Here is a 13,694-nt window from a genome sequence, read left to right as displayed (position 1 = left end):
GGATCGTTACTCAGATTGCGTAGGCTCATCAATTAACAACGCATTATCTTCTTGCGCCGGAGAAAAAACTTCAATATGACGAACTAAATTTAAAAAGTTCGCTGGTAATTGACCCCCATATTCACCATCTACGTTTAACGGCATATCGCTAAAGGAAGAAATATTTACCGATTGCGCTTTATGGTAATGTACTTTCGGATGTTTAATATGTTCACCGCGTGAGGCAAGTGTCATAATATGTCCCAATTCTGCAATATTTGCCTTTTCAACAATCAACAGTGTAAACATACCGTCATCCAACTTCGCATCTGGTACTAACTTCTCAAAACCAGCCATTGAATTGGTTAAGCCGAGTAAGAACAACATGATTTCACCTTCAAAGACTTGCGAATCAAACTCAATCCGCACGTCGACTGCATGCATTTGAGGTAACATTTCAAATCCTTTAATATAGTACGCAAAAGGTCCGACTATCGATTTTAATTTACTCGGTGCTTCATACGAAACTTCCGTAATTTTACCACCGCCAGCTAAATTAATAAAATAACGGCTATTCATTTTACCAATATCAACTTGAACAGTTTTACCATCTAAAATGACATCCACGGCTTCAAAAATATCAGTTGGGAGATGTAGTGCTCGACCGAAATCATTCACCGTCCCCATTGGAATTAAACCTAACTTAGGACGATTCGGTTTTTCAGCAATACCATTCACGACTTCATTCAATGTACCGTCTCCACCAGCGACAATTAACAAATCGTATTGGGCCTCAATCGCACGCGCCGCCTCTTCTGTCGCATCGCCAACCTTTTGAGTCGCATAGGCACTCGTCTCATAACCAGCTTGTTCCATTTTAATTAGTACATCAGGTAATGCACGTTTAAACACTTCCTTACCCGATGTAGGATTATAGATTATTCTCGCACGTTTTCTCATTTATATCCCTCAATTTTTCAGTACTCACAACTTATATTATAGTAAACAAAGATGTAATGAAAGCTAAAAACAACCAAAAGCGTAAAAATGATAAGAAAATAACGTCAATCCCGTTTTCAAAAGGCGATTGCGTCATATGTTGACATTTCAACTTTCCTAGCCAAGCAAAGAAATTGAGTTACTTCATCATTCTTTCACCACTACACCTAAGATCAATTAATAATCATATAAATAAAATGAGTGAAAAAATGCATGCGTATGATTAATACATGCGCCGTCTGTTTGGTAAGAGTTATTCGTCATTTCAACTCGTTTGAGCACCGCAACTAAGATTGCTAGAACAAGCTCGCTTTCATTCCTTGTTACGCAACTGATTACCATTCAGGGCGCGACTCCTGAGGGAAAAGATGCGCCGGAAATCCATCAACGCCTCCACCTTATAACAGTTTCAGTTAAGCGTTGATTACTTGGGAACAGCCCTAGGAAAGCAAACCCTAAAAGGCAATCCATACAGATATTCACATTATGAAAGCGAGCCCTAGTTCTGCGATTGCAAGGTGTTATAATCAATACGACATCTTACGTCATACTCAAAAAACAAAATGTCACAAAAAAGACGAGTGTGAAATACAATCATCACCATTGCATTCCATCTACTCGCCTCTATTCAAAACAACCTATTGTTTATCTAACTCTTGCTTCAACAACTGATTTGCAAGCTGTGGATTCGCTTGACCTTTCGACAATTTCATAATTTGTCCAACTAAGAAGCCCATCGCCTTACCTTTCCCATTCTTATAATCTTCAACAGATTGTGGATTTTCAGCAATTGCTTGTTGTACAAATTCTAACACAGCACCTTCATCAGAAATTTGAACAAGACCTTTATCTTTCATAATTTGCTTTGCGTCCCCACCATTTTGCGCTAATTCTGGGAACACTTTTTTCGCAATTTTACTACTCATTGTGCCATCTTCAATTAATTTAATCATACCTGCTAAGTTTGCTGGTGTAAGGCCTGTATCTTGTAACTCAATTTGATTTTTATTGAGATATTCGTTTACGCCACCCATTAACCAGTTCGAAATCATTTTCACATCTGCGCCTTCTTCAACAGCCGCTTCAAAGAAATCTGACATCTCTTTTGTTAATGTTAAAACATGTGCATCATATGCAGGTAAACCGAATTCTTTTACGTATTTTTCTTTACGTGCATCTGGTAATTCAGGAATCGATTCACGAACACGCGCTTTCCATGCTTCATCGATATATAAAGGTACAATGTCAGGTTCAGGGAAGTAACGGTAGTCATCTGACGCTTCCTTAACACGCATTAAAATCGTTTTACCTGTGGATTCATCAAAACGACGTGTTTCTTGTAAAATTTCGCCACCATTTAACAATTCTTCTTCTTGACGTTTGACTTCATATTCTAAACCTTTACGCACGTTGTTAAATGAATTTAAGTTTTTAAGTTCAGCTTTCGTACCAAACTCTTTTTGACCATATGGACGTAAAGATACGTTCGCATCACAACGCAATGAACCTTCTTCCATTTTACCGTCAGATACGCCTGTATATTGAATAATAGAACGTAATTTTTCTAAATATGCATACGCCTCTTCTGGCGAGCGAATATCTGGTTCAGATACGATTTCAATTAATGGTGTCCCTTGACGGTTTAAATCGACAAGTGAGTAACCGTCTTTATGTGTAGATTTCCCAGCATCTTCTTCCATGTGTAAACGTGTAATACCGATACGTTTCGTTTCGCCGTTCACTTCAATGTCGATATAACCATTTTCACCAATCGGTTGGTCTAATTGTGAAATTTGATAAGCTTTCGGGTTGTCTGGATAGAAATAGTTTTTACGATCAAATTTTGATTCAGTTGCAATTTCCATATTTAATGCCATTGCCGCACGCATTGACCAATCTACTGCACGACGGTTCACTGTTGGTAAAACACCAGGATACGCCAAATCGATGACGCTTGTATTTGTATTCGGTTCTGCACCGTATGCTACCGGCGCATTTGAAAACATTTTTGAGTCCGTTTTCAATTCAACATGGACCTCAAGTCCGATTATCGTTTCAAAATGCATTGATTGCCACTCCTTATAATTTTTGATATTGGTCGTGTAAGTTAAATTGTGTTTCGTATTGATGTGCGACGCGATATAACGTTTTTTCATCAAATGGTTTACCGATCAGTTGTAAACCAATTGGACGACCATTTTCCGCTAAACCACACGGTACAGAAATACCAGGTAAACCGGCTAAGTTCACTGGTGTTGTTAATAAGTCATTGGCATACATTGTTAATGGATCATTAATTTCAGCACCTAAATCAAACGCAACAGTTGGTGTTGTAGGTCCTAAAATCACATCGTAATCTTTAAAAACATTTTCGAAGTCATTTTTAATTAATGTACGTACTTTTTGTGCTTTTTTATAGTAAGCATCGTAATAACCAGAACTTAACACATATGTTCCTAATAAAATACGACGTTTCACTTCTTTGCCAAAGCCTTCGCTACGAGACAATTTGTAAAGTTCTTCTAAAGTTTGTGCTTCTTTTGAATGATAACCGTAACGAATACCATCAAAGCGTGCCAAGTTAGATGATGCCTCAGCTGAAGCAATGACGTAATATGAAGGAATACCATATGCTGTTCTTGGTAATGACACTTCTTCAACGATGGCACCTAAAGATTTAAGTGTTTCTGCAGCTTTTAATACCGCTTCTTTCACTTCTTCGTCGACACCTTCACCGATATATTCTTTTGGCAACGCAATTTTCATATCTTTAATGTCTTTACCAATATCAGCAGTAAAGTCTGTCGCAACGTCTGGTGCACTTGTTGAATCCATTTCATCTTCACCAGCAATAGCTTCTAACACTAATGCATTATCCTTAACATTACGTGTAATCGGTCCAATTTGATCCAGTGATGACGCAAAGGCAACTAAACCAAAACGTGACACACGACCGTATGTTGGTTTTAATCCTACAACACCACAATACGCTGCAGGTTGGCGAATAGAACCACCTGTGTCTGTACCTAATGTAAATGGTACAAGCCCTGCTGCAACTGCTGCTGCGGAACCACCTGATGAGCCACCTGGAACGGCTTTATGGTCGAATGGGTTTACCGTCTTTTTAAAGTAAGACGTCTCTGTAGAACCACCCATCGCAAATTCGTCCAAATTCACTTTACCGATAAGAATACCATTTTCATTATGTAGCTTCTTCATTACTGTTGCTTCATAAATCGGCACAAAGCCTTCTAACATCCTACTTGCACAAGTCGTCTCTAGACCTTCAGTAATGATATTATCTTTAATCCCCATTGGAATACCGAACAATTTACCTTCCATTTCACCTTTCGCTTGTAAGGTATCTAATTCTTCAGCTTTTTTCATCGCATTTTCTTTATCGAGCGCTAAAAATGATTGGATAGTTGGATCTGTTTCTTCAATTGCATCGTAAATATCTTTCACAATTTCAGAAGGTTTAATTTGATTATCCTTAATCATCTTTTGTAAGTTTTCAATAGATTCATAGCGGATGCTCATCTTTATGCGTCCTCCCTGTTCATAACTGCTGGTACTTTAAATTGTCCAGCTTCCACTTCTTTTGCATTCGTTAATGCTTTTTCTTGTGGCAATCCTGTTACCGCCACATCGTCACGTAACACATTCTGTAAATCTAATACATGGTTTGTAGGTTTAACTTGTTCTGTATCGACAGAATCAATTTGATGACAAAAATTTAAAATACCTTCTAATGTCTGTTGCATATCGGCAGTATCTTCTTCTGTCACATTTAAGCGTGCAAGATTCGCAATATGCTCAACTTGTTTTTTGGTAATCTCAGCCATGCCGGTAAAGCCTCCTTAAAAATACTCTTTTATCTATAAATTGTACCAAATTTCAGCATAAAAATCTAAAATATTTCAAACAAGGCGCATCACGACACAATGTTGACACGAACGAACACGGACGACGCTATCATTTTTCACAAGTACGCCGCCTCACTATATGTTTTATTTATATTTATAACATTAAACTTAATAATTATCGATATTCAACTTCTCTCTGCTTATGCGCCTAAATCGCTATTTCTCTTGTGATGACAAGGTTAAATTACACATAAACTGTGAAATACTTCTTTCCTTTCATATACAATTCTGTATAATAATCTTATGCAAGTGAAAACAAAAGGGGAGATCAATATGGTTTTATTTGGTTCTACTTTGTCAAATCAAGTGAATCTCGATTGGCAAACGTATATTATGATTGCCATTTATTTCATTATCTTACTCGGCATTGGTTACTATGGCTATAAACAAGCAACGAGTAACTTGAGTGAGTATATGTTAGGTGGCCGTAACATTGGTCCATGGGTAACTGCCCTCTCTGCCGGTGCTTCTGATATGAGTGGTTGGATGATTATGGGATTACCTGGTGAAGTATATTCAACTGGGTTATCTGCCGTATGGATTACGATCGGTCTAACACTCGGTGCTTACATTAACTATTTAGTTGTTGCACCAAGACTTCGTGCACATACAGAAATTGCCGGTGATGCGATTACGTTACCAGATTTCTTTAAAAACCGTTTAGATGATCAGTCGAATTTAATTAAAATAATTTCCGGCTTAATCATTGTCGTATTCTTTACATTGTATACGCATGCTGGTTTAGTATCAGGTGGTAAGTTATTCGACAGTGCATTCGGATTAGATTATCATGTCGGCTTAATTTTAATTGCGGTTATCGTTATTCTCTACACGTTTTTCGGTGGGTATCTCGCTGTTTCGATCACTGACTTTTTTCAAGGGGTCATTATGTTAGTGGCAATGGTCATGGTACCTATTGTTGTGATGTTAAAGTTAAATGGTTTAGACACATTCCATACGATTGCAGAAATGAAACCGACCAATTTAGATTTATTTAAAGGGACAACCGTGATTGGGATTATTTCATTCTTTGCATGGGGACTTGGGTATTTTGGCCAACCTCACATTCTTGTTCGTTTCATGTCGATTCGTACTGTGAAATTATTCCCTCTTACACGTCGTATTGGGATTGCATGGATGATTGTCGGATTGTTAGGTGCTGTGTTAGTCGGGCTACTCGGTATCGCGTTCGTTCCAGCACAAGGTGTTCACATTCAAGACCCAGAAACATTATTTATTTTGATGAGTCAGTTGCTATTCCATCCATTAGTCGGTGGTTTCTTGCTTGCAGCGATTTTAGCAGCGATTATGAGCACCATTTCTTCTCAATTACTCGTTACGTCTAGTTCATTAACAGAAGACTTTTACAAACTGATTCGTGGTGACAAAGCCAATGCCGCTGCACATGAGAAAGAATTTGTGTTAGTAGGACGTATTTCTGTAATGATTGTAGCGGTTGCTGCTATTGCCATCGCTTGGACACCGAACAACACGATTTTAAACTTAGTCGGTAATGCATGGGCAGGTTTTGGTGCGGCTTTTGGCCCGTTAGTTATACTTTCATTGTATTGGAAAGGGTTATCACGTACAGGGGCAATAAGCGGGATGGTTGCTGGTGCGTTAACTGTGATTTTGTGGATTGTATTTGCGCATCCATACGGTGACGTGAACGATTTCTTTAACTTATACGAAATTGTTCCAGGCTTTATTGTGAGTTTAGTCGTTACTATCCTGGTTTCAAATATGACACAAAAACCGGGTGCCTTTGTAGAAGACGATTTGAATCAAGTCGTCAAGCAATTGAATGACGCAAAATTAAAAAATTAAAAGAAACGATACAATTTTTACAATCAATTGCTTATTGTGAATGTGTTCCATGATATGATTATACTGAGAGACTGGGATAATGCCCGGTCTTTTTTATTTAGCTTATGCTGTCCAAACTGCGGACTTTCAATGTTTTTTACGCTTTTTCTCGAAATATAGAATCGACATGCATTGATGTTGGACGAGTCATCATATAGAGTTATCTGGAAAATAAAAAGTACTTACAAATGTGACGACGAATTGATATTACGCTTTTAACTACCATGTTTAAAAAGAATAACTACTTTGATTCTCAAAATGACTGCCTTAAAAAACGACCACTGTTACCTTAGAGTCATATGAACTCATGGTATCGTGGTCGTTTTTCTCATTTTATTCACCATTCATATTAGTTTTGATAAATATGTACTTGTGGTGACTTTTCTTCTTTCGTTTTACGTATAAGCGCACGTGGCTGACTTCCATCTTTAATATGAATCTCATATTGATCCACAGATTTAAAGTCTTTTTCAGCGAGCTGTGTCACATATTGCGTAATCCCGATTAACTCCGCTTTACCATAATAATCAATTGGTAAATCAACAGTTAAATTTTGTACTTTTTTGTTTTTAAACTCTGCTTTACCAACAGCTTGTGTAAAGTTAGAGAAGTAAGATTGTAATGCACTGTTAAAGTCTTTGAAGTTCGCATTGAGATTTTCATTCAAATCTGATGCCTCACTTGACGGTAACAACACAGTCTTTTGATCAATTTGATGCCAGTCTGACAGTTTAGACCCTTTTTTCTCGGCTGTCGCATAACTCACAAAACGACCCGGAATAATGTCCTCTTGTGCTGACTGAATGTATATCGCAAAGGTGATTGGAATATCTTTCAAATCATCATTTTCTCTTAAACGTACTAACATTTCTTCAGCCATTTGTCGGCCTTGCTTTTTAATTTCTTTTTCATCGAGTTTTTCATGATATGTTTCGCCATATTTTTCTTTTTGATAGTAATACACACTATTCATTGCTAAACCTATTGTCATACCTTCAATATCTTTACCTTTAGTGTCACCATTATCGTAAAAATCTTGTTCTAAAATATTAGATAAATAAGCAGGAGATTTTTTAGCGATTTTTTCTTCATCTGTTTCGCCATTCACAGATGGATTTAATCCTAAGTTCGCTGTCGCATTTTTATTCTCTTTTTCTTTGTCGCTCATTTTATCAAGTTCTTTTTTCGTATATTTCGGACGCAGGTAAGCTCTAATCGTGTCTTTATCTAAATATTGACCATCTTGATACAAGTATTCATCAGTTGGATACACTTCTTTACTGATATTGAGTAGGCCATCTTCAAAATCTTCACCGTTATAGCTATTCGCCATATTTTCTTGAATTAATCCACGTGCCTGACTTTCTTTAAATGGCAAAATTGTTCGATAATCTGTTCCTTGCACATTTTTATCTGTTGCGATTTCTTTTACTTTATTGTGGTCTCGTTGTTGCGCTTCTGTTTTTTCTTTCGAGGACTTTGATTCATCTTCATCTGGACCACAAGCTGATAATACAAGTGATAAACCTAAAAGAAGTACTATTGACTTTTTCATCGCCTATCCCCTTACTCATTAATTTCATTTTGCTTATCAATAAAATCTTGTTCTGTCCAAATCATTGTACCAAGTGATTGCGCTTTTGTTAATTTTGAACCTGCATCTTCACCTGCAATGACAAGATCTGTGGACTTCGTTACGCTACTTGTTACTTTTGCACCTTGTAGTTTCAACCAATTCGTTGCCTCATTACGTGTCATCTGTTGAAGTTTACCTGTTAAGACGATTGTTTTACCTGCAAATTCTGGATGGCCTTCAATTTGCGATAATTTTTGCCCTTTAAACGTCATATTGACACCTTTTGATTGCAACTTTTCAATCAGTGCGCGAATGTCTTCATTTTCTAAATACGTCACTAACGATTGCGCTAACTTTTCACCGACGTCATAAATTTCAACTAATTCATCTTCAGTGACTGTTAATAGTCGGTCCATCGTTTCGTATTTTTCTGCTAGTACTTGACTCGCTTTAACACCTAAATGACGAATACCCAGTCCAAATAATAAGTTTTCGAGGGAGCGTGCTTTTGAAGTTTCAATCGCATCAATTAACTTTTGCGCTTTCTTTTCACCCATACGTTCTAACGGTAATAAATCTTCTTTCGTCAAGTAGAAAATGTCAGCTACATCTTTAATCAATGCGTGTGTATACAATTGTTCAATTATTTTCGTACCTAAGCCGTCAATATTCATCGCTTGTCGAGATACGAAATGAATTAAACCTTCAACGAGCTGTGCCTGACATTTTGGGTTGATACAGCGGAGTGCCACTTCGCCTTCAATCCGTACAAGTTCATGATCACAGCTTGGACAATGTGTCGGCATGTGATACGTCTCGGCACCCTCTGGACGACGATCTAAAATGACACGCACGACTTCCGGAATGATGTCTCCTGCTTTTTTTATGACGACACTATCACCAATACGAATGTCTTTCTCATGAATTAAGTCTTCGTTATGTAACGACGCACGAGAAACGGTTGTGCCTGCCACACGTACGGGTTCGAGTATCGCAGTTGGTGTCACTACCCCTGTACGACCAATACTCAACTCAATATCTAACAGTTCTGTAATGACTTCTTCAGCAGGAAACTTGTATGCAATCGCCCATCTCGGTGATTTTTGTGTAAAGCCCATCTCCTCTTGGTGCTCAAGATGATTCACTTTAATGACAATTCCATCAATATCATAAGGTAATTGTTCACGCTGATTTGTCCATTTTTTAATATATTCCAGCACTTCATCAATCGTTTTTACTTTTTCACGCTCATGGTTCGTTTTAAAACCGAGTTCGTCCAGTTCATCTAATGCTTCACTTTGAGATGACGCATCAAGTTCTGTAAAGTCATTAATACTGTATAAAAAGATGTCCAATTTTCGAGCTGCTGCAAGTTTTGAATCGAGTTGGCGTAACGATCCTGCAGCGGCATTTCTCGGATTGGCAAACGGTTGTTCATCACGCGCCGCTTTCGCCTCATTCAACTTTAAAAATGATTGACGCGGCATGTAAGCCTCACCACGCACTTCAAAGGAAATCTTTTTGTCTAAAGTAAGTGGGATCGCATAAATCGTCTTTAAATTTTCAGTAATATCTTCACCTGTTGTGCCGTCACCGCGTGTTAAGCCTTGAACGAGCTTTCCATCGACATATTTTAATGATACGGCTAAACCATCAATTTTCAATTCACACATATATTCAACTTCACCGACTGCATCGCGCACACGTTGATCGAACTTTCTTAAATCCGCTTCATTAAATGCGTTAGATAAGCTTAACATCGGGGTATCATGATTGACCTTTTCAAACGATGACTGTGCCTCGCCGCCTACACGTACAGTAGGTGAATCCGAAGTTTTCAGTTCAGGATGTTTTGTCTCAATATCAATCAATTCATGTAATAATTTGTCGTATTCACTATCTGGAACACTTGGATTGTCTTGAACGTGGTATTCATAGTTGTATTGATGCAATAATTTGTGCAATATTTCAACACGTTGAGCTATAGATGACATCCTTTAATCCTCCTTCTTTTCAATAGGCGCAAATTGAGCAAGTAAACGTTTAGGTCCTTCAGATTTGAAAATAATATCTAACTCGATTGAGCCATTTTTATCATTGACGTTCGAAACCATGCCTTCTCCCCATGATTTATGCATCACTTTATCGCCGACTTTCCAATTTGACGCTGTTGATGATGAAGCTGAATTTTTCACCGCACGTTGACTAAAGCCTCGTTTCGCCGGTTGACGTTTTCTCGAACCAATCGTCGTTGCATATTGACGTTCTGGTAAATCAAGCAGTTCTTCTGGAATTTCATTTAAAAAACGTGAACGCGCATTGCTTTGCGGACGTCCAAATAACGTACGTGATGTCGCATGTGATAAGTAAAGCTCTTCTTCAGCACGCGTAATGGCAACATAACTGATGCGTCGTTCTTCTTCCATTTCGTGATCACTCTCACTTTGAATTGCACGAATGTGCGGGAAAATGGATTCTTCCATACCGATAATAAATACAATTGGAAACTCTAGCCCTTTCGCTGAGTGCATCGTCATTAACGTCACACCATCTTCTAAGTTCGCTCCGTCGACATCCGCCACTAATGATAAGTCCGTTAAAAAATTAATCAGCGACTGCTCCTCTAAAGGTGTGTTCTTTTCATAATCGACAGGTACAGACATAAATTCATCAATATTTTCTAAACGGCTACGTGATTCTATTGATTGTTCACGCTCTAACATTTCACGATACCCTGATTTTTCGAGCACTTCATCAACAATTTCTGAAACCTCTAGAAATTCTTGTTCTTGCATTAAGTTCGACATCAATTGATAAAATTCTGCCGCCGCTTGTGTTACCTTTTTTGATAACCCGATGAAGTCGACTTCTGCCAATGCATCAAACATTGTCAATTCATGATCTACAGCATAGGTTGCTATTTTTTCAACTGAAGACGGTCCTATACCACGCTTTGGCACATTAATAATACGTTGTAAACTGATATCATCGGCACTATTCGCAATTAAACGCAAATAACTTAGTAAGTCTTTAATCTCTTTACGATCATAGAACTTTTGACCGCCGACCATGACATAAGGAATGTTGGATTTCAAAAATGTTTCCTCAAGTACACGTGATTGTGCGTTTGTTCGATAAAGTACCGCCATATCTTTATAACGTTTACCCTTTTTTTGTTGTTTAAAAATTTCTCTCACGACATATTCAGTTTCATCACGCTCACTCATCGCTTCATAATAATGAATTTTTTCACCTTGCTGATTGGCAGTCCATAGTCCTTTAGGTTTACGTTCAGTATTATGACGAATAACTTCGTTAGCCGCTTGTAAAATCGTCTTTGTCGAACGATAGTTTTGCTCTAAAAAGATTGTACGTGCATTCGGATAATCTTTTTCAAACGATAAAATATTGTGAATGTTTGCGCCACGCCAACCGTAAATAGACTGGTCTGAATCCCCTACAACACATAGGTTTTTAAACTTTTGCGCTAACATATTCACCAATGTATATTGTGCTGTGTTCGTATCTTGATATTCATCTACATGGATATATTGGAATTTGTTTTGATAAAAATCTAACACGTCAGGCACACGTTCAAACAATCGAATTGTCGTCATAATCAAATCATCGAAATCTAATGCTTGGTTACGAACAAGCTGTTGTTGATAGCCCTTGTATACCGTAGCGACCATACGTGAATAAAAGTCATCTGCTTCTGCCTCAGCTTTTGCAGGTGTCAATAAATCGTTTTTAAGTTTACTGATTTCTCCAATAAAAATTCTCGGTTCATACTTTTTCGGGTCGATATTTTCTCGTTTTAAAACATCCTTAATGACTGACTTTTGGTCGGTCGGATCGATTATCGTAAAGTTGCGTTCAATACCGATACGATCAGCGTCACGTCGCAAAATGCGCACACACATAGAGTGAAATGTTGACATCCAAATCACTTCTGCCTCTTCACCTACAAGTGCTTGCACACGTTCTTTCATTTCCTTTGCCGCTTTATTCGTAAAAGTAATCGCTAAGATATTGTATGGAGATACATCTTTTTCATCTAATAAATAGGCAATTCGATGCGTGAGTACTCTCGTTTTACCAGAACCTGCACCTGCCATAATTAAAAGCGGTCCCTCAGTCGTGCGCACCGCTTCACTCTGTTCTTTATTCATATTTGCAACGAGTGGATTCATTATGTTCTCTCCTTTATTTTCGTCGTTTTAAGTGCTGCTTTTAAATCTTCATAAATCACATTACCTACAATAATCGTATCTGCTATTTGTGCCATTTCCATCGCTTTATCTACGCCATCAATTCCCCCGCCATAAAACAAATGCGTATGGTTAAGCGATTGTTTCGCTGCACGGACGATTTCAGGATTGCCGTATTGCCCACTGTATTCTAAATAGAGCACGGGCAAACGATAAAACGATTCAGCCATTTGCGCATAAGCCACGACATCTGATTCATCTAATGTGGCCTGTGCACTTGTCTTTGTCGCGACCTTACTTTCAGGATTCAACACGACATAACCTTCAAACACCATTTCATCAAAATCAATCATGTGTCCATAGGCTTTAAGCGCACTATGTAATAATCCATTATGGTATGTCACATCTGTACTATTCAATACTGTCGGCACAAAATAAAAATCAAATCCTGGCATCGTACTCTCAAGATTTGAAATTTCTAAGGCTAACGGTAATGGATAACGACGAACGCGACTCATTAAATGAATGACATTATCTTCAGTGACATCATCTGTGCCCCCAATCATAATGGCGTCCGTATTTGACATACAAATCTGTTCTAAATCGGCGTCTGAAATCTCTTTAGCAGGATCAAGTTTAAAGATATGACGCCATTCCTTGATATCATACATCGTTGGTGACTCCTTTAATTTTCGTAACTCATATTATAGCACTTTTGGTGGTTGATATCTAAGTTCATTTGATGATTGTGCTTACTTTTTTTGAACATGTCATATGCATGCATTCCTTTTTGAACATGTCACTTGCATACGCTCCTTTTGAACATGTCACTTGCATACGCTCCTTTTGAACATGTCACTTGCATACGCTCCTTTTGAACATGTCACTTGCATACTATTGCCGTCTTGGACTCGCGTTCCCAGGGGCTGATCCTTCAACTAACCAACGCTTTGATTTTACGGTGACAATTGTTGTAAGCGTTGGTGGATTTTCCGGATCAGCTGTTCCCTCGGGAGTCTCGTCCATCCGGCAATCTCGCATGAACAGAAGCAAAGGAGGAGAGCAATGTCATGCATCTCACTCAGTTAACGTTATTTAGATAGCTACTGCGTTTAATATGAACATGTGGGTATATGG

General features: G+C 38.1%; 9 protein-coding genes. 1 reads left to right on the top strand and 8 read right to left on the bottom strand.

All coding sequences use genetic code 11. The annotated features are described in order from the left end of the window. Positions 1–6: 6 nt before the first annotated feature. The 4 genes from P3U61_RS04145 to gatC form a co-directional block, all read right to left on the bottom strand. Positions 7–939 carry a diacylglycerol kinase gene (locus tag P3U61_RS04145; protein WP_014613461.1) on the bottom strand — a complete coding sequence of 311 codons (933 nt, stop codon included), beginning with the start codon at positions 937–939 and terminating at the stop codon, positions 7–9. Positions 940–1,616: 677 nt separating this feature from the next. Then, positions 1,617–3,044, bottom strand: a complete 1,428-nt coding sequence (gene gatB, locus P3U61_RS04140) for an Asp-tRNA(Asn)/Glu-tRNA(Gln) amidotransferase subunit GatB (protein ID WP_014613460.1) — start codon at positions 3,042–3,044, stop codon at positions 1,617–1,619. Positions 3,045–3,057: 13 nt separating this feature from the next. Further along, positions 3,058–4,518, bottom strand: coding sequence for an Asp-tRNA(Asn)/Glu-tRNA(Gln) amidotransferase subunit GatA (gatA, locus tag P3U61_RS04135; RefSeq protein ID WP_014613459.1), 1,461 nt, complete (start codon positions 4,516–4,518; stop codon positions 3,058–3,060). A 2-nt stretch (positions 4,519–4,520) separates the two neighbouring features. Next, positions 4,521–4,823, bottom strand: a complete 303-nt coding sequence (gene gatC / locus P3U61_RS04130; protein ID WP_014613458.1) for an Asp-tRNA(Asn)/Glu-tRNA(Gln) amidotransferase subunit GatC — start codon at positions 4,821–4,823, stop codon at positions 4,521–4,523. Between the two features lie 354 nt (positions 4,824–5,177). Here gatC and putP point away from each other — a divergent pair, with 354 nt between their 5' ends. Then, the gene (gene putP / locus P3U61_RS04125; RefSeq protein WP_020219895.1) at positions 5,178–6,731 is read left to right on the top strand and encodes a sodium/proline symporter PutP; all 1,554 of its coding nucleotides are present in this window, start codon (positions 5,178–5,180) and stop codon (positions 6,729–6,731) included. Between the two features lie 388 nt (positions 6,732–7,119). On the opposite strand, the gene P3U61_RS04120 is transcribed toward putP, so the two are convergent. From P3U61_RS04120 to pcrB, 4 genes are read right to left on the bottom strand one after another with little or no spacing between them, the layout of a single operon-like run. Then, positions 7,120–8,325: a CamS family sex pheromone protein gene (locus P3U61_RS04120; protein ID WP_014613456.1), complete on the bottom strand. Its 1,206-nt coding sequence runs from the start codon at positions 8,323–8,325 to the stop codon at positions 7,120–7,122. An 11-nt stretch (positions 8,326–8,336) separates the two neighbouring features. Then, positions 8,337–10,340, bottom strand: a complete 2,004-nt coding sequence (ligA, locus tag P3U61_RS04115) for an NAD-dependent DNA ligase LigA (protein WP_015729395.1) — start codon at positions 10,338–10,340, stop codon at positions 8,337–8,339. 3 nt (positions 10,341–10,343) lie between these two features. Next, positions 10,344–12,539 (bottom strand): DNA helicase PcrA, encoded by a 2,196-nt coding sequence (pcrA, locus tag P3U61_RS04110; RefSeq protein ID WP_015729396.1) that lies wholly within the window; start codon positions 12,537–12,539, stop codon positions 10,344–10,346. Further along, positions 12,539–13,228: a heptaprenylglyceryl phosphate synthase gene (gene pcrB, locus P3U61_RS04105; RefSeq protein ID WP_014613453.1), complete on the bottom strand. Its 690-nt coding sequence runs from the start codon at positions 13,226–13,228 to the stop codon at positions 12,539–12,541. The genes pcrA and pcrB overlap by 1 nt, the downstream gene beginning before the upstream one ends. Between the last annotated feature and the right edge of the window lie 466 nt (positions 13,229–13,694).

Source organism: Staphylococcus pseudintermedius (assembly GCF_034042775.1).
Classification (GTDB): domain Bacteria; phylum Bacillota; class Bacilli; order Staphylococcales; family Staphylococcaceae; genus Staphylococcus; species Staphylococcus pseudintermedius.
Note: the sequence above shows the minus strand (reverse complement) of the source record. Positions and strands in the feature narration are given on the sequence as shown.